Origin of the sequence: Brevundimonas sp. Leaf168, assembly GCF_001423685.1 — a bacterium.
Taxonomy (GTDB): domain Bacteria; phylum Pseudomonadota; class Alphaproteobacteria; order Caulobacterales; family Caulobacteraceae; genus Brevundimonas; species Brevundimonas vesicularis_C.
Window position 1 is genome coordinate 143,667 of the sequence record NZ_LMOY01000007.1, and the last position, 21,222, is coordinate 164,888.

A 21,222-nucleotide genomic window follows, 5' to 3' on the forward strand; every position below is an offset into this window, starting at 1 on the left:
CACGCTGCAAGGATGTAGCGGCCGAACGCGGGAGCCACGCCGATGTCCAATCTCGACCTCGCCCTGATCGCCATCCTGTGCGGCGAAGTCCTGGGGTTTATCGCTTTCGCCAGGGACAAGCAGCGCGCCAAGGCCGGCCTGTGGCGGACTCCAGAATCCACGCTCTTGCTGTTCGGCCTGATCGGCGGGCTGGGCGCCTGGATGGGTCAGCACATCCTGCGCCACAAGACGCGCAAGGAGCCGTTCAGGACGCAGTTCGGCCTGGTCGTCCTGCTTCACCTGATCCTGCTGGCGGGCGGCGCCGCTTGAGTCATTCTGTAGCGCGACCGTCCTCGCCCGCCCCATCTTCGCCCGCCACGATCCGGGTCGCGGCCAGGTCGGCGGTGACGTTGCCGACGGTGCGGAAGATGTCGGGGATGACCTCGACCGCCAGCAGCAGCGGCAGCACCCCCAGCGGCAGGCCCATGGCCAGGCAGATGGGGCCGATGGCGGCGAAGAAGCTGACCTGGCCGGGCAGGCCCACCGAGGCGATGGACACGGCGATGGCTGTCAGTCCGCCGGCGATCAGCACGCCGAGCCCCAACTCCACCCCGTGCAACTGCGCCACATAGAGGCAGACCGCCAGGTTGGCGACAGGGCTAGTGATGCGGAAAACCGCCACCGCCAGCGGCAGCACCAGACCCGCCGACGTCTGCGGCACGCCCAGCCAGTCGCGCGCGCGCTCGATCATGACCGGCAGGCTGGCCAGCGACGACTGTGTCGAGACGGCGACGACCTGGGCCGGAGCCACGGCGCGCGCGAAACGGGCCAGCGAAATCCGTCCCCACACGATCGCTACGACATAGATGGTCAGGATCAGCCCGATCTGGCTGAGGCAGACGATGGCGACATAGTGGGCCAGCGTCCCCGCCACCCCCAGGCCCGCACGCAAGCCCACACCCAGCGCCAGGGCGAACACGCCGAACGGCGCGGCCAGCAGCACCCAGTGGACGATGACGACCATGGTCTCGGCTACCGCCTCGAAGAAGCCGGCCAGGGGCCGCCGCAACTCGGCTTTGATCCGTGTCGCGGCGAAGCCGAAGGCGACGGCGAAGACCACCACCGCCAGCACCCCGTCGTCGGACGCCGCCTTGATGACATTGGCCGGCGCCAGACTGGCCAGGAACGCGCGCAGGCCGTCCGTCCGCGCCGCTTCACCCACGGTCGCCAGCGATTCGGCGCTGACGCCCGCCAGCAGTCCACGCCCCGCCTCTGGATCGATCGGCCAGACCGCCAGCAGGCCCAGCCCCGCCAGGATCGCATAGAGCGTCGCCCCGACCAGCAGCACCGCGAACACCACCAGCGACCGCACCGCGATCCGGCCCGTCGCCGCCGCATCGGCGATGGAGACGATGCCGGTCACCAGCAGGCTGAACACCAGGGGAATGACGGTCATGCGCAAGGCGTTCAGCCACACCTGGCCCAGGCTCTCGACCACGCCCAAGGCGCCGGTCAGCCAGGCGGCCTGCGACCCTTGCGCCAAGGCGCCGACGACGACGCCGGCGACCAGGGCCGCGATGACGAAAAAGCTCAGGGAGGTGAAGAAGGCGGCGATGCGGGATTGGCTCATGTCCTAGCGCTAGCACCGCTCGGCGCGTCGCGCGCGCCAAACCTTCTGCCGGTCGCTGACAGTTCATGTCGTCGCAGGGCGAACCCTGATCGCGCACGGCGCGTTGGGACGACGAAAGGAACTCAATCATGTCCCGTCTGAACAAACTCGTCCCGCTGATCGGCAGCCTGCTGCTCTCCAAAGGCGGCCGCCGCGTCGCGGGTCGTCACGCCGGCAAACTGGCCCTGGCGACCCTGGCCTATGAGGTCTGGCGGAACCGCCGCGAAGGCGCCAAGCCCAAGGTCGCGCCGCAACCGCGCGGACGCTGGAGCGGCCGCCGCCCGCGCTGAGGCTGCAATCGCCGCTCGACTTCTGGGGCGGCGTTGCGAATAGTCACGCCTCGCCGCCCGGAGCCGACCCATGATCAAAGTCCACCATCTGAACGACAGCCGCTCGCAACGCGTCCTGTGGCTGCTTGAAGAGCTGGGCCTGGACTATGAGGTCGTGCGCTACGAACGAAACGCTGGCAATCGGCTGGCGCCCCCCGAACTGCTGGCCATCCACCCGCTGGGCAAATCGCCGGTCATCGAAGACGGCGCGGTCAAGGTCGCAGAGACCGGGGCCATCGTCGAATATTTGCTCGATACCTACGGCCAGGGTCGCCTGCGTCCGGCGGCGGGAACCGAGGACGGCCGTCGATTCACCTATTGGCTGCACTATGCCGAGGGGTCGGCCATGCCCCCTTTGCTGCTGAAGCTGGTCTTCAGCATGCTCCCACGCCGTGCGCCGGCCCTGCTGAAGCCGATCGTCAATGGCGTCGCCAACAAGGCGATCACCAGTTTCGTCGATCCACAGCTGCGCACCCATGTCGGCTTCTGGGAGGACGAACTGGCCCGCTCGGAATGGTTCGCGGGCGATCAGTTCACCGCCGCCGACATCATGATGAGCTTTCCAGTCGAGGCCGGCGCCGACCGCGCCTTCAATGCCGAGACCAAACCTCATCTGAAGGCCTTCTTGAACCGCATCCACGCGCGGCCTGCCTATCAACGCGCGCTCGAACGCGGCGGTCCCTACAGCTACGCGTGATCGGATCGTGATCGCGGCGGCGCAACCCGCCGTGGTCGAGGGCGTTAAGGTCTCATGCGCCTTCAAACCATTCAGATCGTCGCCGGATTGGCTGCGGCCGTCGCCTTCGTCCTCGCCTTCATGGCGGCAGGAGCCGCCCTGATTTCCGGCCTGTTCATGCTCGCCGGCCTCGCCGCCGTCGGTTGGCTGGCCTATAGCCTCATAAAGGGCGTCCTGCGCCGCGACCACAAGCCCGAACCGCCGGCCCGCGCATGAGCGGTCAACCGGCGCGGGCATCGCGCTCTTGAATTCCTGAGCGAGAAACCCTAGTCTTGATGCCCGGCCGCGCCCGCCCCGCGGCCTTTTGTGTGCTTATCTTGCGTCTTTCCAGTCTCCGGGCGAACCAGAAAAATCACGACACAAATGGAAAAAGTGCCGATGACGGACGAGGGCTACCGTGCCCTCGACGATCAACTGAAGCAATTGAAGTCGGTCGAAAGGCCGAGCGTGATCGCCGCCATCTCCGAGGCGCGTGAGCACGGCGACCTGTCCGAAAACGCCGAATACCATGCCGCCAAGGAGCGTCAGGGCTGGATCGAAGGGCAGATCGCCGAGATCGAGGATAAGATCAGCCGCGCCCAGGTTATCGACGTGTCCAAACTGTCGGGCAGCCAGGTCAAGTTCGGCGCCACGGTCACCGTGGTGGACGAGGACACCGAGGAAGAGGCCACCTACCAGATCGTCGGCGAACACGAGGCCGATGTGAAGAAGGGCAAGATCTCGATCGCCTCGCCGATCGCGCGCGCCATGATTTCCAAGGAGGTCGGCGACGTCGTGGAGGTCAACACCCCCGGCGGCGTGAAGGCCTACGAGATCCTCAAGGTCGAGTGGAAGTAACAGCGATGGTGGGGGCAGCGTCTGCTCGCCCCCTCTCTCCCAATCCTTTGGCCATCTGGGTCGTCTCCGACGGCCGCGCCGGCATCGAGAATCAGGCGCTGGGTCTCGCCGAGGCCGTTCAGCGGCTGACCCCGGCCGAGATTACGATCAAACATATCCGCTGGCGGCCGATCTTCGACCGCCTGCCGTCGGCGTTGAAGAGCCCCGCCATGCTGGCGTCCGCGCCGCCGATCGCCCCTTGGCCCGATCTGTGGATCGCCACGGGTCGTGCGACCCTGCCGCTGTCGACCCGCGTCAAGGCCTGGAGCGGCGACAAGACCTTCGTCGTCCAGACGCAGGATCCCCGCTGGGCCAATGACCGCTACGACCTGATCGTCGCGCCCGCCCATGACGGTCTGGCGGGCGACAATGTCTTTGAAATCACCGGCTCCCCCCACCGTATCACGCCGCAGCGGATCGCCGAGGCCGCGCCCGCCTTCGCCGACCGGATCGCCCCCCTGCCCCATCCGCGCATCGCCGTGCTGATCGGCGGCAAGTCCAAGGCTTTCGACCTGACCGAGGCCCATGCGGCTGATCTGGCCGACCAGATCGCGGACGCCGTGCGAGCATCTGGCGGCGCGCTGATGCTGACCTTCTCACGCCGAACGCCCGACGCGGCGAAAGCCGTCATGACCGCTCGGCTGTCGGACCTGCCGGGCTGGATCTGGGATGGGACAGGCGACAATCCCCTGTTTGGCTTCCTGCATTTCGCCGACCACATCCTGGTCACCGAGGACAGCGCCAACATGGCCGCCGAGGCCGCCTCCACAGGCAAGCCGGTCCACGTCCTGCCGATGATCCCGCTGAAAGCCGGCGACAAGTTTGCTCGCCTGCACGACGACCTGCAATCGCGCGGCGCAACCCGCCCGTTCGACGGCACTCTGGAAGGCTGGACCTACGACCCGCTGGCCGAAACCGCCCGCGCCGCGCGCGCCGTCCTGGGAGCGATGCAGACGCGATAGCGAGACCCACATCCGTTCCTGACGCCGTCATGCCCCATGGTGACGACCGTCATCAGGAGATTTTCAAAGAACGGCTCGCAAAAATCTGCACGAAAATGCACTAACAGATTCTGGAGTGGCCTTTTCAGTCGCCGCCGCCACCGCCGCCACCGTCACAGCCGCTGTCCTCGCTGCAGTCTGAGCCGCTGTGCTGCGACGTATCCGATGAAGGCATGACCGTGCCCCCGTCCGACCCGCCGCCCTTCCGGGCCTTTGCGTTCGCGGCCCCCATCAAGGCCACGCCAAAGCCCGATCCGATGGCCGTGCCCAGCGCGAGACCCAGGCCGACATTGTCCAGGGCCACGCCCAGCGCCACGCCGATCGACAAGCCCATGCCGATCCCGATCGGCAGGAAGGCCGCGTTCTTGTTCGTCATCCCCATCTCCCCTGCGTGTCAGGCGAGACTAGCATCGCGCAAACGGGAATCACCGCCTAAATAGGGGCCATGACCCAAGCTCGTACCGTTCGCGTCGCCATCATCGGTTCCGGTCCCGCTGGCTGGACCGCCGCCATCTACGCCGCCCGCGCCTCGCTGAACCCCGTCGTCATCGCCGGCATCCAGCCCGGCGGGCAGCTGACCATCACCACCGACGTCGAGAACTATCCCGGCTTCGCCGACACCATCCAGGGCCCCTGGCTGATGGAGCAGATGCAGGCCCAGGCCCTGCATGTCGGGACCGAGGTCATCCACGACATCGTGGTCTCCGCCGACCTGTCGCAACGCCCGTTCCGCCTGAAGCTGGACAGCGGCGAAGAGATGCTGGCCGAGACGCTCATCATTTCCACGGGCGCCCAGGCCAAATGGCTGGGGCTTGAGAGCGAGGCCGCCTATCAGGGCTTCGGCGTCTCGGCCTGCGCCACCTGCGACGGCTTCTTCTATCGCGGCAAAGAGGTCGTGGTCGTCGGCGGCGGCAACACCGCCGTTGAAGAGGCGCTGTTCCTGACCAACTTCGCCTCCAAGGTCACGGTCGTTCACCGCCGTGACGAATTCCGCGCCGAGAAGATCCTCCAGGACCGGCTGTTCGCCCACCCCAAGGTCGAGGTGATCTGGAACTCGGCGATCGAGGAGATCGTCGGCGTCGTGGACGGCATGGCCAAGAATGTCACGGGCGTCCGGCTCAAGAACGTCCAGGACGGCTCGACCCACGAAATCCCCGCCGACGGCGTCTTCATCGCCATCGGCCACGCCCCGTCGTCGGAACTGTTCAAGGGCCAGCTGGAAACCAACGCCGGCGGCTATCTGCGGGTGAAGCCCGGCACCGCCTCGACCGAGATCGAAGGCGTCTGGGCCGCCGGCGACGTGACCGACGACGTCTACCGCCAGGCCGTCACCGCCGCCGGCATGGGCTGCATGGCCGCCCTGGAAGTCAGCCGCTTCCTTGCCGAAGAGGACCACGCCAAGGCCCACAACCCCATTAGCCACGCCGAGGCGGAGAAGATCGGGGTCTGGTGACCTTGATCCTGCGCGATCAGTAGGCCGAGGCCTCCGTCAGTTCTGCCAGATCCTCGTCCGATAGCGTCAGTGTCGCCGCCTTCAGCGTGTCGGCCAGTTGGTCGGTCGAGGTGGCGCTGACAATCGGGGCCGTCACGCCCGGCTGGGCCAGCAGCCAGGCCAGGGCGACCTGGGCGGAGGTGGCCTCATTCTTCTGGGCCACGGCGTCCAGAACCGCCAGGATACGCACGCCGCGCTCGTCGAACTTGTCCTTCAGCATCCCCTCGCGCTTGGTCCCGGCGATCTGATCGACGGTCTTGTATTTGCCGGTCAGGAAGCCGCTCTCCAGGCTGAAATAGGTGATGACGCCCAGCCCCTTCTTGACGGCCAGGTCCTGCAACCCGCCCTCGAAGGTGTCGCGGCTGTAGAGGTTGTAGTGCGGCTGGATCGTCGCATAGGCGGCCAGACCCTCACGTTGCGAGATGTCTAGAGCTTCGGACACCTGTTCGGCCGAATGATTGGACGTGCCGATGGCGCGCACCTTGCCGGCCTGCACGAGCTTATCCAGCGCGCGCAGCGTCTCGTCCTGCGGTGTCTTCGGATCGGGCCAGTGAGTTTGATACAGGTCGATATAGTCGGTCTGGAGCCGGCGCAGCGACGCCTCCACAGCCTTCTCGATCCAGGCCGGCGACAGGTCGTTGTGGCCCTGCCCCATATCCGATCCGACCTTGGTCAGGATTTTGACGTCGTCGCGCCGGCCGCGCGCCTTCAGCCACTTGCCGATGATCGTCTCGCTTTCGCCGCCGGAATGGCCCGGAACCCAGCGCGAATAGGCGTCAGCGGTGTCGATGGCGTCAAAGCCGGCGTCGACGAAGGCGTCCAGCAGGGCGAAGGAGGTCGCCTCGTCCGCCGTCCAGCCGAAGACGTTGCCGCCGAACACCAGGGGGGCGATGTCCAGGTCGCTGGAGCCGAGCTTGCGTTTGGTCAGGGTCGTCATGGGGGAGGTCTCCTTTTGGGGAGCCCTCGACATATGCCGCATCGCGGCGACCGCAACCGCCTCGGCGGCGGTCAGGCGAACAGTTGAAGACCCGGCGGCGCGTAATCGACCGGCTGCCCCTGGCGACGACGCAGGGCGTAATCCACAGCCGTTTGCACCGCATGTTCGTCTGTCGGTTTGGACAAGACGCCGATGGTGCCGGCGACGCCGTCTCGCACCATGCCGGGGTTCGCCGTCATGAACAGGACGGAGACGCCCATATCCTGACCCAGTTCGCGACCCAGGTTGATCCCCGTGGGGCCATCGGACAGATGGATATCGACAAGCGCCAGATCGACATCGTTCTCGCGCACCAGATCGCGCGCGGCCTGTGCGGTCGCGGCGACGCCCAGAACCTCGTGGCCGAGGTCCTCCAGGACGAACCTGAGCTCCATCGCAACGAGAGCTTCGTCTTCGATGATGAGGATACGCGCAGTCATGGGTTCAATCAGTGCTCGGGAGCGTACGTAACGTCAGTGTGAGGGATAGGTTTCAATAGAAGACTAATTTGAATAACTGCCTGCCGCGCGGCGTCGGGACAGAGCCGTCGCCGGCAGGTCCACGATGACCTGGAGCCCCTCTGGCCGCCATTCGCGCGACAGACGCCCGCCGAGCTGTCCCTCAACCGACAGGCTGGCCAGGGACGAACCGAAGCCGGTGCGTTGCGGCATGCCCTGGATGGCCGGACCGCCCGTTTCCGACCAGGTCAGGACGAAGCGATCCTCCTTTCGTTCTGTGTCGAGCGTCACGACGCCCCCACGCTCGGAAAGCGCGCCGTATTTGGCGGCGTTGGTCGCCAGTTCGTGGAACAGCAAGGCCACTGAGGTCGCCGCTTGATCGTCGAAGACGGCGTCCTCACCCTGAATGACGACGCGCGCCCCACCCGTCTCGTCCGCATAGGCCTTGAACAGATCGGACAGGAAGGAATGCAGGGTTGTCGCCCCGATCGTGGTCTTGGACGTCTCGGTGTGCGGCCGCACGAACTCATGCGCCCGGGCTAGGGCGGCGATGCGTGTGCGCAGCGAGGCCGAAAACGCCTTGGCCTCTGGATACTGGCGCGCCGACAGGGCGACCAGGGCGGTGACGACGGCGAAGATGTTCTTGATCCGGTGGCTCAGCTCCTGGCTGACCAGCTCGCGGCCTTGCTCTAGCCGCTTCAACTCGTCGATATCGGTCAGGGTGCCGAACCAGCGGGTGATTTCGCCCGCCTCGTCGCGGATCGCCACAGCGCGGCCCAAGGTCCAGCGATAGACGCCGCTGTGATGCTTCAGCCGGTATTCGATCTCATAGGGCTCGCCGGTTTCCAGCGAGTTGCGCCACACGGTCCACGCCCGTTCGCGGTCGTCGGCATGGAACATGTCGTTCCAGCCCTCGCCATCCGTCGAGCCCAGGGGCACGCCCGTGAATTCGTACCAGCGCGCATTGTAGTAGTCGTGAAAACCGTCCGGCAGGGTGGACCACACCATCTGCGGCATGGCGTCAGCCAACACCCGAAACCGACTCTCGCTTTCGCTCAGGGCCACGGCGGTTTCGGCGAGGTCCGTCTCGATGGTCTTGCGTTCGGTGATGTCCACCGCGACGCCGGGGAAGCGGATCGGCTTGCCCTCCCCGTCGAAATAGACCTGCCCGCGCGCCAGAATCCAACGCACGTCATCACCCTGGCCCAGACGATACTCGCTGACGAAAGCGCCGTCGCCCGTCATTGCCCGGTCGATCTCGTCGGTGACGCGTTGGGCGTCGTCGGGATGGACGCTGGAGGTGAAAACCTCGATGGCCGCGCCCTCGCGCGCCGCTTCGGGATCCACGCCATACATCCGCGCAAAGCGTTCGTCGGCGATCACGCGGTTCTCTGGAATGTCCCAGTCCCAGGCCCCCACATAGGCTGAGGCCTCCATCGCCAACCGCGCGGTGCGGTCGCTGAGGTCCCGGTCCAACAAGGCGCGACGCAGCTCCAGTTGCGTCATCACCTGTTGCGCCAGGGTCTTGAGCGCCATCAGCTGAAGCTCGGTCAGACCTTGCGGGCGCGGCGTGTCGTCCAGCACGCACAGGGCGCCCAGCGGCACGCCGTCGGGCGTCCTCAGCGGATAGCCGGCATAGAAGCGGATGTGCGGCGCACCCGTCACCAGGTCATTGTCGATGAAGCGGTCATCCTGCATCGCGTCGGGGATGACCATGACGTCGTCGCCCAGCATGGCGTGAGCGCAGAACGACAGCGGCCGCGGCGTCTCGCGCACGCCCAGACCGACCTCGGACTTGAACCACTGACGCTGGGAATCGACCAGACTGACGGCGGCCATCGGCGCTTCACAGATGCGCGCGGCGAGCGACGCCAGATCATCGAACGACCCTTCGGGCGTCGTGTCCAGTACGCCGTAGCTTGTCAGGGCCTTCAGACGGTCGGCGTCGTCCCACCTCGGACAATCGACTTCGGGGTGGGTCAAGCAGGCGTCCTCGCTGGGCCGGTCAGGTCCGGCCATCGACATCAATGCTCGGAGTGGCGAAGCGTTGCAATGCAGGATGTCAGTTCGCGGGGCGACCGACTTCCTCCACGTCCATCGTCGTGACGCCTGTGGGCGCCGGGTCGGCCGATTTGGCGGACGATGCGGGCCGCTCCAGAGCGTTCAGGCGCGCGTTGATGGCCGCAACCTCGTCACGCGTTGGCAGGCGCCGACCGCCCAGGCTGACCACGCCGACGACCCGCTGCTGACCATCGATCTCGACCGTCTTCAACGGCGCGTCTTTCAGCGGAGCGTCGGGATCGGCGCCGCCGGTTGCAGAGCCGGCGGCGATCATCATGCGCCGACGCGAGAAACGCGCCTCATCGATCGCTGGCTCGCGCCCACTGTAGGTTTTGCGGAAGGCGGCTGTTTCGCCATAGACGCCCTTCCAACGATAGAAGATGTGAGCGCCGATCTGCGTCACCTTGGCCACCGTCGGCGCCCACCAGGGATGCACATAGTCGGCGTGATAGTGTGTGGCGGTGCCGACCTCCTGAGCCACGGCGCCGTTCAGCGCGCGCTCCGCCACCTTGCGCGCCCGCTCCCAAGCCCAGCCGACCGGCGCCTGGCCCAGCGAGCCGTCGCAGGTGAAGCTGAACTGACAGCCCGTGACGCGTTCGGCGCCTTCGAACACAACACCGCAGACGGTGTTGGCGTAGTTTGGATCGCGCACGCGGTTCAGGACCACCTGCGCCACGCCCGCCTGGCCGTTGTCCGGCTCCAACGCCGCCTCGTAATAGACCGCCTGGGTCAGGCAGCGCAAAGCCCGCCTGCGATCTTCGGCGCTGCCCTTGAACACGAACGGCAACGCGGGACGCAGAGCGCCGGACGCGGGCGCCATGGCCGCGTTCAGACGTTGGGCCTCAAGGCCGCTCTTGCCCGATTCCAGACCTGGCTTGCCGGCCAGCGTCAAGCTCTCCCAGCCCGGCGTCAGCCCGTAGAGAGCCGGCTGCAGAAGGTTGGGATCATGTCGCATGGCGACGGCCAGCTGTGACGGCGTCAGTCGCCCCTTGATCGCAGCCAGCCCGCCCGCGCCGAGGTCGCCGCCGGTGATGCGCGAAACCGCCTCGGCCGTCCGATCCATATCGGGCCGCACGCTGGACCCCGCCGCCATGGCGACGCCCAGCACCGCGCCGGCTGCGGGCAAGGCCGCCGCCGAACGCCGCAGCGCCTTCCACATCGTCTTCCAGGGCAACCGGGTCATTCAGGGTCCAATAGCCGCGATCGGCGCACCGGCCTTTCGCTGAGATCGCGCGTCTAGTCCGACTTATAGGCCATTTTCCGGCGTCACGACGACCGCCGTTATCAAACCCCCTGCGCGTCAGGGGTGGTCGCCCCAAACGCAAGGTGTAAAACTATGTTCCAGCGAGGCAAACGCGTCGCTGGTGGGGCGAACCGACGATATGAGCGCAGGCGGATCGAAACGGCGGATCGCGGTCATGGATCGCTGGCTGATCGGCCTGGCGCGCCTGTCGACGGCCTCGCCGACGCATCGCCTTTTGATCGGGATCGGCGTCGCCCTCGCGGGTTTGGCGATCCGTGCGGCGGCGTCGCCGCTGTATGGCGAGGTGACCGGCTTCACCATCCTGTTGCCGGCGGTGACCCTGGCGGCTCTGGCGGCCGGCTGGACCGGAGCCTTGACAGCGCTGGCGGTGTGCACCGGCGGCGGCTGGGCGATCGTCGCGCTGACGGCGACCGGCCGGGATGGCGTGCTTGACGCCATCGGTGGTGCGGCGACCTGGAACTTCGTTCTCGTCGGCCTGTTCATCGCGGCGGTGGGGGCGTCGCTCCGCAAGGCCCTGTCGCGGCTGAGTGAAAGCGAGACCCGGTTCCGCGAACTGGCCGATACCGCCCCCTCGCCGATCTGGCTGCTGGACGCCAAGGGCGAGTTCGAGTTCGTCAACGCCGCCGTCTTCACCCTGCATGGACTCGACATAGAGGCGTTGCGCGAGGGCGGCTGGAAGACGGCCGTTCACCCCGACGATCTGGAGACCGTAAAGGCGGCCGAGAAGGCCGGCGCCGCTGATCGCAAGCCGTTCCAGATGGAGGCGCGCGTTCAGGGACAAGACGGCGTCTGGCGCTGGATGCGGGCCGTCGTGCGGCCGCGCTTCGATGGGCAAGGCGTCTTCGTGGGCTATGCCGGCATTTCGTTCGATGTGACTGAAACCCGCGAGGCGCTGGATGCGGCGGCGCGCGCCGCGCGACGTCAGGCGTTCCTGCTGGACCTCAGCGACCGGCTCCGCGACCTGACCGATCCCGAAGACATCATGGCTGATGTGGAAAGCACGCTCGGCGCGCTGCTGGATGTCGAGCGGGTGGGCTATGGCGAGGTCGATCAGTCGGCGGGCGTCGTCTCCATGAGCCGCGACTGGACCGCCGGCGTCGCAAGCGCTCAGGGTCAGTTCAGCCTGAACGCCTTTGGCGAAGGTCTGATCTCGGACCTGAACGAAGGCCGCACCATCCAGATTTCAGATGTGCGCGAAGACCCTCGCACGGCGGCGGTTGCCGACGCCTTCGACGCCATCCAGACCCGCGCTCTGGTGCGCGCGCCGCTGATCCGGACCGGACGTTTGCGCGCGTTTCTCTATGTCCATTCGGCGACGCCGCGCGACTGGACCGAGGCTGAGGTCAGCCTTGTCGAAGAAGTCGCGGCGCGCACCTGGGCCGAGGTCGAGCGCGCCCGCGCGGAAAACGAGACCCGTGAGAGCGAACAGCGGTTCCGCGCCATCGCCGACACCGCGCCGGTGCTGATCTGGGTCACCAAACAGGATCGCACACGCGCTTTCGTGAACCGCGCCTATGTCGATTTCCACGGATCGGACTATCAGACCGTCCTCAACCTGGATTGGCGCAGCGCGCTGCATCCCGAGGATCAGGCGCGCGTCCTGGCGGAATCGATTAACGGGGAAGCGACGCGCGAGCCCTTTTCGATGGAGGCGCGCTATCGCCGTCACGACGGCGAATGGCGCTGGCTGAAGTCCTTCTCCCGTCCCCGTCTGGCCGGTCAGGAGGTTGTCGGCTTCGTGGGCGTGGCGTTCGACGTGACGGACATGCGCACGGCTCAGGCGCGCCTAGAGGAATCCGAGAACCGCTTCCGCACCGTCGCCGACAGCGCGCCCGCCCTGATCTGGATGAGCGACGATGCCGCCCAGATGGTGTTCGCCAACAGGCGCTACCGCACCTTCTTCGGCGTCGAGGCGGACGCGCATCTGCCCGATAGCTGGCGACGCCTGATCCACCCGGACGACGAAGGGGTGTTCGCCGCCGCCTTCATGCGCGCCTTCGAGGCCCGGGATCGATTCGAGGCGCTGACGCGGATCAACCACCCGACGCTCGGTCCGCGCTGGTTGCGAACCGAAGGCGTGCCGCGCTTTGACGCCTCGGGCCTTTTCCAAGGCTATGTTGGCGCCTGTCTAGATGTGACCGACGCCAAGCAGGCCGAAGACGACCTCAAACGCATCAATGAACTGCTGGAAGAAAGGGTTGACGAGGCCCTGATCGAAAAGGCCCAGGCCGAGGCGCAACTGGTCCATGCTCAGCGGATGGAGGCGGTCGGGCGGCTGACCGGCGGGGTCGCACACGACTTCAACAATCTGCTGACCGTGGTGATCGGGGCCCTAGACATCATCCTGCGCAGCGAGGATGCAGCCAAGCGCAAGAAGCTGGGCGAGGCGGCGTTGGCGGCGGCGCGACGGGGCGAGAGCCTGACGCATCAGTTGCTGGCCTTTTCGCGTCGTCAGGCTCTGCGGCCCGAGCCGATCGATCTCAACGCCCTGATCCGCGAGAGTGAACCGCTACTGCGCCGGGCCGTCGGCGAGGCCGTGGACTTCAAGGTCAAGCTGAAACGCGGCGGCGCGCCCGCCAATGTCGATCCGGCCCAGTTCGAAGCCGCGCTGCTGAACCTGATCGTGAATGCGCGCGACGCCCTGGGCGATGTGACCGGGGCCAAGGGCCGCCAAGCCCGCATCACCGTGCAGACGCGGGCCTGCACGGTCGAGGCCGGACAGATCGCAGAGCTGGCGGCCGGCGACTATGTCTGCGTCAGCGTCGCCGACAATGGCGAAGGCATGTCGCCGGACATCCGCGACCGGGTGTTCGAACCCTTCTTCACCACCAAGGGCGTCGGCAAAGGGACGGGCCTGGGGCTGAGCCAGGTTTATGGGTTCGCGCGCCAATCGGGCGGCGGCGTCCAGATCATCTCCGAGCCGGGACGCGGGGCCGAGATCTGCATCTTCCTGCCGCCGCTGTCGGCGGAAGACGCCGCGATGACGTCCAGTCTGGTCGCCGCCGATGGCGCCCCCTTGGTCGAGGGCGGGCGGATGTTGCTGGTGGAGGACGACGCCGGCGTCGCCGCCATCGCGCTCGAAATCCTGGAAGGTTTCGGGCTGGAGGTCGACTGGGCCGAGACGGGCGACGATGCGCTGAAGTTCCTTCAGGCCGACGACTTCGATCTGATGCTGACCGACGTTGTGATGCCCGGCGGCATGAGCGGCATCGATTTGGCGCGCGAGGCGGCGGCGCGCTGGCCGGACCTGCGGATCGCCCTGACCTCGGGCTACGTCGGCGAGGACGTGGATGCGGTGCTGGCCGACACGGTCTGGCCGCTGCTGCGCAAACCCTATTCGTCGGACCAGTTGCGCGCCCTGCTGGAACGCCTCAGCGCCGCGACGACGAACTAACGAAGCAGAACCCGACGGCCAAAGAAAAACGCGCCGCAGCGATGCGGCGCGTCGATCTGTTTGGAGCCGCAGCTGGATTTAGCGGCGGGCCTTGCGGGCGGCGTAACGCGCGTCGCGCTTGGCCTTCTGCTCTTCCTTGGTTAGCTGCTTGCGCGCCTTGCGGTCGGCGCGCTTTTCCGCGTCGATCTCTTCCTGGGCGGCGAGTTCGGCGGCCAGACGCGCGGCTTCCTTTTCAGCCTTTTCACGACGCTGCTCGGCCTTGGCTAGTTCGTGCTGCTGACGCAGAGCTTCCTTTTCGGCGGCGCGCTTTTCAGCCAGACGCTCGAACTCGGGATCGGGCGCGGCGGCCTTGGGCTTGAATTTGGCGAGCAGGGCCTTCTTGGCCTCTTGCTGGGCGGTAATGCGGTCGGAGAATCCGGTCTTCAGATCTTTCATGCGAAAGCGTCAGGGTTCCTTGTGAGCGACCAGGGCGGTCGTCGGGGGTCAGGCTGCGCCACGCACGGCCCGAAGCGGGGCGCACAAAGCCGATAAGCGCGCGAAAATCAAGGTTCGCAGCCCGCAAATCGGCCTGATGCGTCATTTGAAGCGTCGCGGCGGCGTGGCCGCAACACTTCGATCAGATAGGCGCGGCAGCCCTGATCGCAAGCGCGGCGATAAGAGCGTGCGTCGACCGAGGTGGTCTTAGTTCGGCTTTTGCGCTTGGCCGACAGCCGTCCCGGCTGCGCCGCCCACGGCAGCGCCGACCGGGCCGCCGACGACCGCGCCGGCGATAGCGCCGCTGGCGGCCTTCTGTTCGATGGTCGCGCCGCAGGCGGACAGGGCGAGCGCAGCCGCAGCGGCTGCGGTCAGGGTGATCATTTTAGTCATGGGCTTCTTTCCAAAGGCCACGCTTGAACGCGAACGCGGCATAGCGGTTCCTGCCTTGGGGTCTAGTTTCGCCGACAACCACCGCCACAATTCTAAACAGCTTTGTTCGCTGCATTTAGTTTGCTGCGATGCAGCATATCTAGACATAACAAGTTCAACAGTTGATGGATACAGTATTCGGCCTGTAGATTTATCCAGTTTTGCCGTTTTGCAGCCACACGGGTCGCCGCGACTGAAAAATACCTACCGAATCCGATGCGTTAACCATCGGATTGCGAATCGAACACATTGAGGCCATAAAAGGCTGGCTAAAGGCCCGTCCTCGACGCCCGGGCCACTGAGCCGAGCGCCGGAATTTGCAGGCTGGACCGCGACCGCAATGGGTCGCCTCGCCGGCAAGACTACCCCGGGGGCCGCGTTTCTCGCCCTGCTGAACAGGACTACCTCGTTGTCGCATTCCTCGCAGACGCGCGCCATTTTGCGCGCCGATCGTGTGGCCAAGATCAAGCCCATGACGGCTGCTGCAGCCTTTGGCGGTCTGTTGGGACTGGCGATCGGATGCGCCTATCTGGGCGGCACGACGGCGCGCGCGACGACGCTGCGCGCCCAGGCCGAACGGATTCAGGGCGCCACCGCCGCCGGTTTCACGGAAGAAGCGCTCGCCGCCGCCGCCGGCGGCCTCGACGCCAGCGCCCTGACCATTGCGCGTCGTCATGATCCCTACACCAGCGCGGGCTCGGCCCAGCGCGATCGCCAGGCCGAACTGCTGGCCGCCCGTCTCGAACAACTCCGTGCGCCCGGCGATCCCAACCTTCGCCGCGCCAGCCTGACTGCACCGACCGCCGCGCCCGCCTTCCGCGTGGCCAACGCGCTGGACGCCAGCCGCGATCTCGATTGCCTGACCCAAGCCGTCTATTATGAAGCTCGTGGCGAGGGCGCCGACGGCATGAAGGCCGTGGCCCAGGTCGTCCTGAACCGCGTGCGCCACCCCGCCTTCCCCAAGACTGTCTGCGGCGTCGTCTTCCAGGGCGCGGCGCGCAGCACCGGTTGCCAGTTCTCCTTCACCTGCTCCGGAGCGATGCGCGGCCGCGTCAACCAGGCCGCCTGGAACCGCGCCAGGACCGTGGCCTCGAACGCCATGTCGGGGTCGGTCTTTTCGCGCGTCGGCAATGCGACCCACTTCCACACCACAGCCGTGACGCCGGGCTGGCGTTCGTCGCTGGTGCAGGTCAGCCAGGTCGGCAGCCATCTGTTCTATCGCTTCGGCGGCCGTTCGAGCACCGGCGGTACCTTCACCTACGCCGCCCGTCGCGCGGCGCCGGCGGACCAGCCGCGCCTGATCCAGGCCGGCCTCAACCCGGTCGAAACTGCGCGTCAGGCCGGACAGGCGGTCGCCTATTCGATGGTGCTGGCGCAGGAAGGTCGCGCCCTGCCCGCGCCGACGGCCCAATCGACGACGCCTTCACCCGCCGCCACGCGCGCCGCCGCGCCACAACCGGCTTCTCGCCCCGCGCGGTCGAACGAAACCTCGGCCAAGACCGACGTCGCCGAAACGGCCTCTAGCCCCGCTTGATCGGCGGAGGCCTGCAAGCCGTCAGAGCGCGTCCAGGCCGATATCCAAAACGGGCGCCGAATGGGTCAGGGCGCCGACCGAGATGACGTCCACGCCCGTCTCGGCGATGCCGCGCACCGTCGTCAGATCGACCCCGCCCGAGGCCTCCAGCACGATCCGCCCGGCGACGCGCGCCACGGCGGCGCGCAGGTCGTCGAGGCTGAAGTTGTCCAGCATGATGACGTCAGGCGCCGCACCCTCGTCGATCAGGGCCAATACGGCGTCCAGCTGATCCAGCCCATCGACCTCAACCTCGACCTTCATCAAATGCGGGGCGAAGGCTTTGGCCCGCCGCACCGCCTCGGCGACGCCGCCACAGACAGCGACGTGGTTGTCTTTGATCAGGATGGCGTCGTCCAGACCGAAGCGATGGTTGATCCCGCCGCCGCAGGCCACGGCGTGCTTTTCCAGCGCGCGCAGCCCGGGCGTGGTCTTGCGCGTATCCGCGATCCGCGCCTTGGTCCCGGCGACGGTTTGGACATGGGTGCGCGTCAAGGTCGCCACGCCGCTGAGCCGTCCGACCAGATTGAGCGCCGTCCGCTCGGCCGAGAGGAAGGCCCGCGCGTCGGCCTCGACAACCGCCAGCACGGCGCCGGCCTCGAAGGCGTCGCCGTCTCGCAATCTCAAATCGACCGAGGCTTTGGGGTCCATGGCCAGCACGGCCAGGCGCACGCAGTCGATGCCCGCCAGCACGCCAAGCTTCCTTGCCGCAAAGGCCGCCTTCATCCGCGCATCCTCTGGGATGCAGGCCATGGCGGTCATGTCGCCGGCACGACCCAAGTCCTCAGCCAGCGCCAGCCGCACGACAGGCTCAATCAGCACCTCGGGAAGTCGTCTCATTCCGCCGCCTCCAACGCCGCCGGGTGTGGGATCCGCACCCGCGTATGCACCGCCGCCATATCCGTCTGCGGATAGTCCGACCGGTAGTGCCCGCCCCGGCTCTCGCGCCGGTCCAGAGCCGCCTGGGCGATGAGCCTCGCCGCCAACAGGACGGCCGCCGGCCCGTGCTGGCTCTGCAGTCGGTCAATCAGGGAGATGAGGGTCTGTAGTCCCTCCGCATCACGCACCACGCCCGCATGCGCCGTCATGGCGGTCCGCAGTTCGGCCATCGCCGGATCCGGCAGGTCAGGCGAGATATTAGCCGCCAAGGGGCGGCCGCCGCCGACTTCCTGGGCCGCCGACCGGCCCGCGCGCCGACCGAAGGCCGCCGCTTCCAGCAGGGAGTTGGACGCCAGCCGGTTGGCGCCATGCACGCCGGTCGCCGCGCATTCTCCGACCGCATAAAGGCCCGCAACCGTCGTGCGGCCGTCCGCGTCGGCGGCGATCCCGCCCATGTGATAGTGGCAGGCCGCCATCACCGGGATCGGGCTGACGCGCGGGTCCAGCCCGGCGCGCAGACAGGCGGCGAAGACGGCGGGAAACGCATGGGGAAACTCGTCCCCGATCGCCGTGCGTGCATCCAGAAAGGCCCCGCGACCGTCCACGCGCGCCGCATGAACCGCGCGCGCCACAACGTCGCGCGGCTTCAGATCGGCGTCGGCCTCGTCGCCCAACAGAAAGCGCCCCTGACCATCGATCAGCCGCGCGCCCTCCCCCCGCAAAGCCTCTGTCGCCAGCGGCGCGGGGTCCAGTCCCACGTTGATGGCGGTGGGGTGGAATTGCACGAACTCCGGATCGAGGATTTCCGCGCCAGCGCGCGCGGCCAGCGCCATCCCCTCGCCCTTCAGCGCCGCCGGGGTCGTGGTCGCCGCAAACAGACCGCCCGCCCCGCCTGTGGCCAGCACCACCGCCGTCGCCGTGATCTCGACCAGGCGGTCGCCAGGCATCACCACCGCCCCGACCACTCGGCCGTCGGCGTCCTGCGACAGGGCCTTCAGCCGTGCGTCGTCCCAGACCTCGATCAGCTTTTCAGCTCGCACCGCCGCAACGACGGCCGACAGGATGGCTCGACCAGCGCCGTCGCCGCCGACCCGCGCCACGCGGGGAACGGAATGGGCCGCCTCCAGGCTGACGACGAAGCCGCCGTCCGCATCCCGGTCGAACGGCGCGCCCAGGGCCGCCAGCCACTCGACCGTCTCGCGCCCGGCGTCGGTCAGGGCGCGCGCCGCGACCGGCTCGACCAGACCCGCGCCTGCCGCCTCCGTATCCTTGGCGTGCAATGCGGCCGAATCCGGCGCCGTCAGCGCCGCCGCCATCCCGCCCTGCGCCCAGGCGGACGAACAGGCGTTCAGCAAGGGCTCGGGCGTCACGACGAGAACCTTCGCGCCGGCCTTGGCCGCCTCAAGCGCAGCCGACAGCCCCGCCAGCCCCGCCCCGACGATCAGAGGTCCGTGATGCCGAGTTCGGTTCATCGTCCAAAGCCCAAGTAGTTGAGGCCCAACTGCACCGCGCCGGACGGATCGCCCCCGGTCATCGGAATCAGGGCGCCGACGGCCGCCGCCGCGCACACCGCCAGGGTCAGCAGATAGAGCGCCAAGCTCTTGGCCGCCTCGGGCCAGCTCAGCGTTCCCCAGGCCGCGCGCCAGACGCCGCGCTTCAGATGGCTGAACACCGATAGAGCCAGAAAGGCGGCCAGAATGAACCGCCCGGTCGTCAACCCCCACCAGACCACCGCCACGCCGATCACCAGCAGCACGATCTGCTCCAGACGCGGATGCACACGCGTCAGCACCGGGCCTAGAGCCTTGGATCCATCCAGAGGCGGCGCAGGCACAAGGTTCACCAGATTGAGCATGGCGATGAAGAAGGCGCCCATCAGCCACTCTCCCTGCCCTAGAACCATCCAGACCCCGACGAAGGGGATCATCGCCAGAAGGCCGAAGGCCGGTCCGGCCAACGACACCAGAACCCCGTCCCACTCGCTTTTCGGCTCACGCCGCGCCTTGGCCAGGCCGCCCAGGAAGGGGATGATGTAGATGCGGGCCGGCCCCATGCCGAGCTTGTTCATCGCCAGGGCGTGACCCGCCTCATGGACGAACAGCCCGATCAGCACTGCGCCCGCCACGATGGCGCTGCCCGTGATCCACCACAGGAAGCCGCCCATCAGCGCCGTGGACAGTATCGCCCAGACCAGGCTCTGGTCCTTCTCGACCGGCGCTTCGACTGCCGGCGCCGGCGCTGTTTCACGGGCCGGTGTTGTTTCGGGCTTGGCGTCCCAAGGTCCCGGCGTGCGGCGGGGCATGCGGCCAGGCGTCTGATCTGTGGTGTCTGTGTTGCTCATGGCGTCCAGATGGGCGCGGACGACCGTCCCGTCGCCGGGACCGATCGCCGCGTCACGCTCAGATCAGCTCCACATCGACGTGGTGCCGCGCCTTGACCAGGTCGTAGCGCGCGGGAATGGCGGGCGGCGGCAGGTCGATCATTCGCTGCACCGCTAGGCGTCCACGTTCGATCATGTCGGCCGGCACCGTCACCTCGAACTGCATGTGCAGCAGGCAGTCGCGGATGTTCTGCAGCGTGATCCGCTTCATGTGCGGGCATAGGTTGCACGGGCCGATGAACTGCACGCCCGGCACGTCGCCGGCGACGTTCGAGGCCATCGAACATTCGGTGATCATCACCACCTGTTTGGGCCGGCGCGCCTCGACATAGTCGGTCATCGCCGCCGTCGAGCCGGCGAAGTCCGCCGCCGCCAGCACGTCCTCAGGGCATTCGGGGTGGGCCAGGATCTCGGCGCCCGGATAGGCGGCGCGCATCTCGGCGATGTCGTCCACCGTGAACCGTTCATGCACCTCGCAGCGGCCTTTCCAGGCGATGATCCCGACCGTCGTCTGGGCCGCGACATTGCGCGCCAGGTATTCGTCGGGGATCAGGATGACCCGATCCACGCCCCATTCCTTGGCCGCCCATTCGACCACTTGAACAGCATTGGCGCTGGTGCAGCAGATGTCGGTCTCGGCCTTCACATCGGCGGTGGTGTTCACATAGGTCACGACCGGCAGCCCCGGATAGCGCTGCTTGATCAGCCGCACATCCGCGCCGGTGATCGACGAGGCCAGCGAACAGCCCGCGCGCAGGTCGGGGATCAGCACGGTCTTTTCCGGGCTCAGGATCTTCGATGTCTCGGCCATGAAATGCACGCCCGCTTGGACGATCACCTTCGCGTCCGACCGCGCGGCCTCCTTGGCCAGGCCCAGGCTGTCGCCGACGTAGTCGCCGACCCCATGAAAGATCTCGGGCGTCATATAGTTGTGGGCCAGGATCACGGCGTCGCGCTCGCGCTTCAGCCGGTTGATCTCGCTGATCAGGCGCGCCTGCGCAGGCCATTCCAGCGGCGTGACGTGGTCCTTGACCTTGGCCCACACCCCGGCGGTTTCCCGCTCCATCTCTTTCGTCAGACCAAAGGCGCCGTCAGCCATGATCATCTCCATACCCTTATGCTCACATTTAGCATAAGCAGGCGCAATGTAGGCCGATGCGGGCGCTGTGCAAGAGGAAATACATACCTCTTCCTGCAAGTCACCGACGACCGCGATTTGCAAAAACCGTTCCCAAGCGGGCGGATATCG

At 67.2% G+C, this 21,222-nt stretch carries 21 protein-coding genes; 9 read left to right on the plus strand and 12 right to left on the minus strand.

Going from position 1 to position 21,222, the window contains the following annotated elements; genetic code table 11:
- Positions 1 to 42 precede the first annotated feature (42 nt).
- Positions 43 to 309 carry a DUF1294 domain-containing protein gene (locus ASF81_RS05530; protein WP_055806041.1) on the plus strand — a complete coding sequence of 89 codons (267 nt, stop codon included), beginning with the start codon at positions 43 to 45 and terminating at the stop codon, positions 307 to 309.
- 1 nt (position 310) lies between these two features.
- On the opposite strand, the gene ASF81_RS05535 is transcribed toward ASF81_RS05530, so the two are convergent.
- Positions 311 to 1,609: a dicarboxylate/amino acid:cation symporter gene (locus ASF81_RS05535; RefSeq protein ID WP_055806044.1), complete on the minus strand. Its 1,299-nt coding sequence runs from the start codon at positions 1,607 to 1,609 to the stop codon at positions 311 to 313.
- 128 nt (positions 1,610 to 1,737) lie between these two features.
- On the opposite strand from ASF81_RS05535, the gene ASF81_RS05540 reads away from it, so the two are divergent.
- The 5 genes from ASF81_RS05540 (at position 1,738) to ASF81_RS05560 (ending at position 4,551) form a co-directional block, all read left to right on the plus strand.
- Positions 1,738 to 1,938, plus strand: a complete 201-nt coding sequence (locus ASF81_RS05540; protein WP_055752936.1) for a hypothetical protein — start codon at positions 1,738 to 1,740, stop codon at positions 1,936 to 1,938.
- Positions 1,939 to 2,008: 70 nt separating this feature from the next.
- Positions 2,009 to 2,674, plus strand: a complete 666-nt coding sequence (locus ASF81_RS05545; protein WP_055806045.1) for a glutathione S-transferase family protein — start codon at positions 2,009 to 2,011, stop codon at positions 2,672 to 2,674.
- Between the two features lie 54 nt (positions 2,675 to 2,728).
- The gene (locus ASF81_RS05550) at positions 2,729 to 2,929 is read left to right on the plus strand and encodes a hypothetical protein (RefSeq protein ID WP_055806048.1); all 201 of its coding nucleotides are present in this window, start codon (positions 2,729 to 2,731) and stop codon (positions 2,927 to 2,929) included.
- Positions 2,930 to 3,076: 147 nt separating this feature from the next.
- Positions 3,077 to 3,550: a transcription elongation factor GreA gene (gene greA / locus ASF81_RS05555; RefSeq protein ID WP_055806051.1), complete on the plus strand. Its 474-nt coding sequence runs from the start codon at positions 3,077 to 3,079 to the stop codon at positions 3,548 to 3,550.
- Positions 3,551 to 3,555: 5 nt separating this feature from the next.
- Positions 3,556 to 4,551 carry a mitochondrial fission ELM1 family protein gene (locus ASF81_RS05560; RefSeq protein ID WP_055806055.1) on the plus strand — a complete coding sequence of 332 codons (996 nt, stop codon included), beginning with the start codon at positions 3,556 to 3,558 and terminating at the stop codon, positions 4,549 to 4,551.
- Between the two features lie 124 nt (positions 4,552 to 4,675).
- Here ASF81_RS05560 and ASF81_RS05565 read toward each other — a convergent pair whose 3' ends face one another.
- Positions 4,676 to 4,966, minus strand: a complete 291-nt coding sequence (locus ASF81_RS05565; protein ID WP_055806915.1) for a hypothetical protein — start codon at positions 4,964 to 4,966, stop codon at positions 4,676 to 4,678.
- A 69-nt stretch (positions 4,967 to 5,035) separates the two neighbouring features.
- Here ASF81_RS05565 and trxB point away from each other — a divergent pair, with 69 nt between their 5' ends.
- Positions 5,036 to 6,043, plus strand: coding sequence for a thioredoxin-disulfide reductase (gene trxB, locus ASF81_RS05570; RefSeq protein ID WP_055806057.1), 1,008 nt, complete (start codon positions 5,036 to 5,038; stop codon positions 6,041 to 6,043).
- Between the two features lie 16 nt (positions 6,044 to 6,059).
- Here the strand turns inward: trxB and ASF81_RS05575 are convergent, their stop codons facing one another.
- The 4 genes from ASF81_RS05575 to ASF81_RS05590 form a co-directional block, all read right to left on the minus strand.
- Positions 6,060 to 7,019: an aldo/keto reductase gene (locus ASF81_RS05575; RefSeq protein WP_156363162.1), complete on the minus strand. Its 960-nt coding sequence runs from the start codon at positions 7,017 to 7,019 to the stop codon at positions 6,060 to 6,062.
- Positions 7,020 to 7,090: 71 nt separating this feature from the next.
- Positions 7,091 to 7,498 carry a response regulator gene (locus ASF81_RS05580; protein WP_055806060.1) on the minus strand — a complete coding sequence of 136 codons (408 nt, stop codon included), beginning with the start codon at positions 7,496 to 7,498 and terminating at the stop codon, positions 7,091 to 7,093.
- Positions 7,499 to 7,561: 63 nt separating this feature from the next.
- Complete coding sequence (locus ASF81_RS05585) at positions 7,562 to 9,499, minus strand: PAS domain-containing protein (protein WP_235559245.1); 1,938 nt, start codon at positions 9,497 to 9,499, stop codon at positions 7,562 to 7,564.
- Between the two features lie 79 nt (positions 9,500 to 9,578).
- Positions 9,579 to 10,760: a cell wall hydrolase gene (locus ASF81_RS05590; protein WP_055806064.1), complete on the minus strand. Its 1,182-nt coding sequence runs from the start codon at positions 10,758 to 10,760 to the stop codon at positions 9,579 to 9,581.
- 235 nt (positions 10,761 to 10,995) lie between these two features.
- Here ASF81_RS05590 and ASF81_RS05595 point away from each other — a divergent pair, with 235 nt between their 5' ends.
- Positions 10,996 to 14,235, plus strand: a complete 3,240-nt coding sequence (locus ASF81_RS05595; RefSeq protein ID WP_235559246.1) for a PAS domain S-box protein — start codon at positions 10,996 to 10,998, stop codon at positions 14,233 to 14,235.
- Positions 14,236 to 14,313: 78 nt separating this feature from the next.
- On the opposite strand, the gene ASF81_RS05600 is transcribed toward ASF81_RS05595, so the two are convergent.
- Both ASF81_RS05600 and ASF81_RS05605 read right to left on the minus strand, forming a co-directional pair.
- Entirely contained in the window at positions 14,314 to 14,670 is a 357-nt protein-coding gene (locus ASF81_RS05600; RefSeq protein ID WP_055752926.1) for a DUF6481 family protein, read from the minus strand.
- A gap of 246 nt (positions 14,671 to 14,916) precedes the next feature.
- Positions 14,917 to 15,102 carry a hypothetical protein gene (locus ASF81_RS05605; protein ID WP_055806925.1) on the minus strand — a complete coding sequence of 62 codons (186 nt, stop codon included), beginning with the start codon at positions 15,100 to 15,102 and terminating at the stop codon, positions 14,917 to 14,919.
- 448 nt (positions 15,103 to 15,550) lie between these two features.
- Here ASF81_RS05605 and ASF81_RS05610 point away from each other — a divergent pair, with 448 nt between their 5' ends.
- Positions 15,551 to 16,675 (plus strand): cell wall hydrolase, encoded by a 1,125-nt coding sequence (locus ASF81_RS05610; protein ID WP_082503467.1) that lies wholly within the window; start codon positions 15,551 to 15,553, stop codon positions 16,673 to 16,675.
- A gap of 21 nt (positions 16,676 to 16,696) precedes the next feature.
- On the opposite strand, the gene nadC is transcribed toward ASF81_RS05610, so the two are convergent.
- The 4 genes from nadC to nadA are packed head-to-tail and all read right to left on the minus strand — an operon-like array spanning position 16,697 to position 21,084.
- Positions 16,697 to 17,554: a carboxylating nicotinate-nucleotide diphosphorylase gene (nadC, locus tag ASF81_RS05615; protein ID WP_055806071.1), complete on the minus strand. Its 858-nt coding sequence runs from the start codon at positions 17,552 to 17,554 to the stop codon at positions 16,697 to 16,699.
- Complete coding sequence (locus tag ASF81_RS05620; protein ID WP_055806074.1) at positions 17,551 to 19,065, minus strand: L-aspartate oxidase; 1,515 nt, start codon at positions 19,063 to 19,065, stop codon at positions 17,551 to 17,553. The genes nadC and ASF81_RS05620 overlap by 4 nt, the downstream gene beginning before the upstream one ends.
- Positions 19,062 to 19,934, minus strand: a complete 873-nt coding sequence (locus ASF81_RS05625; RefSeq protein WP_055806076.1) for a metalloprotease — start codon at positions 19,932 to 19,934, stop codon at positions 19,062 to 19,064. The genes ASF81_RS05620 and ASF81_RS05625 overlap by 4 nt, the downstream gene beginning before the upstream one ends.
- Positions 19,935 to 19,992: 58 nt before the next feature.
- Positions 19,993 to 21,084: a quinolinate synthase NadA gene (nadA, locus tag ASF81_RS05630; RefSeq protein ID WP_235559247.1), complete on the minus strand. Its 1,092-nt coding sequence runs from the start codon at positions 21,082 to 21,084 to the stop codon at positions 19,993 to 19,995.
- Positions 21,085 to 21,222 lie beyond the last annotated feature (138 nt).

What these genes read in the sequence shown, in the direction of transcription:
- ASF81_RS05620 (WP_055806074.1), bottom strand. Translation starts at nt 19,065, where the DNA reads ATGAACCGAACTCGGCATCACGGACCTCTGATCGTCGGGGCGGGGCTG.
- ASF81_RS05605 (WP_055806925.1), bottom strand. Translation starts at nt 15,102, where the DNA reads ATGACTAAAATGATCACCCTGACCGCAGCCGCTGCGGCTGCGCTCGCC.
- ASF81_RS05545 (WP_055806045.1), top strand. Translation starts at nt 2,009, where the DNA reads ATGATCAAAGTCCACCATCTGAACGACAGCCGCTCGCAACGCGTCCTG.
- ASF81_RS05565 (WP_055806915.1), bottom strand. Translation starts at nt 4,966, where the DNA reads ATGACGAACAAGAACGCGGCCTTCCTGCCGATCGGGATCGGCATGGGC.
- trxB (WP_055806057.1), top strand. Translation starts at nt 5,036, where the DNA reads ATGACCCAAGCTCGTACCGTTCGCGTCGCCATCATCGGTTCCGGTCCC.
- nadA (WP_235559247.1), bottom strand. Translation starts at nt 21,084, where the DNA reads ATGGAGATGATCATGGCTGACGGCGCCTTTGGTCTGACGAAAGAGATG.
- nadC (WP_055806071.1), bottom strand. Translation starts at nt 17,554, where the DNA reads ATGAGACGACTTCCCGAGGTGCTGATTGAGCCTGTCGTGCGGCTGGCG.
- ASF81_RS05580 (WP_055806060.1), bottom strand. Translation starts at nt 7,498, where the DNA reads ATGACTGCGCGTATCCTCATCATCGAAGACGAAGCTCTCGTTGCGATG.
- greA (WP_055806051.1), top strand. Translation starts at nt 3,077, where the DNA reads ATGGAAAAAGTGCCGATGACGGACGAGGGCTACCGTGCCCTCGACGAT.
- ASF81_RS05535 (WP_055806044.1), bottom strand. Translation starts at nt 1,609, where the DNA reads ATGAGCCAATCCCGCATCGCCGCCTTCTTCACCTCCCTGAGCTTTTTC.
- ASF81_RS05540 (WP_055752936.1), top strand. Translation starts at nt 1,738, where the DNA reads ATGTCCCGTCTGAACAAACTCGTCCCGCTGATCGGCAGCCTGCTGCTC.
- ASF81_RS05550 (WP_055806048.1), top strand. Translation starts at nt 2,729, where the DNA reads ATGCGCCTTCAAACCATTCAGATCGTCGCCGGATTGGCTGCGGCCGTC.
- ASF81_RS05595 (WP_235559246.1), top strand. Translation starts at nt 10,996, where the DNA reads ATGGATCGCTGGCTGATCGGCCTGGCGCGCCTGTCGACGGCCTCGCCG.
- ASF81_RS05575 (WP_156363162.1), bottom strand. Translation starts at nt 7,019, where the DNA reads ATGACGACCCTGACCAAACGCAAGCTCGGCTCCAGCGACCTGGACATC.
- ASF81_RS05625 (WP_055806076.1), bottom strand. Translation starts at nt 19,934, where the DNA reads ATGAGCAACACAGACACCACAGATCAGACGCCTGGCCGCATGCCCCGC.
- ASF81_RS05560 (WP_055806055.1), top strand. Translation starts at nt 3,556, where the DNA reads ATGGTGGGGGCAGCGTCTGCTCGCCCCCTCTCTCCCAATCCTTTGGCC.
- ASF81_RS05600 (WP_055752926.1), bottom strand. Translation starts at nt 14,670, where the DNA reads ATGAAAGATCTGAAGACCGGATTCTCCGACCGCATTACCGCCCAGCAA.
- ASF81_RS05590 (WP_055806064.1), bottom strand. Translation starts at nt 10,760, where the DNA reads ATGACCCGGTTGCCCTGGAAGACGATGTGGAAGGCGCTGCGGCGTTCG.
- ASF81_RS05530 (WP_055806041.1), top strand. Translation starts at nt 43, where the DNA reads ATGTCCAATCTCGACCTCGCCCTGATCGCCATCCTGTGCGGCGAAGTC.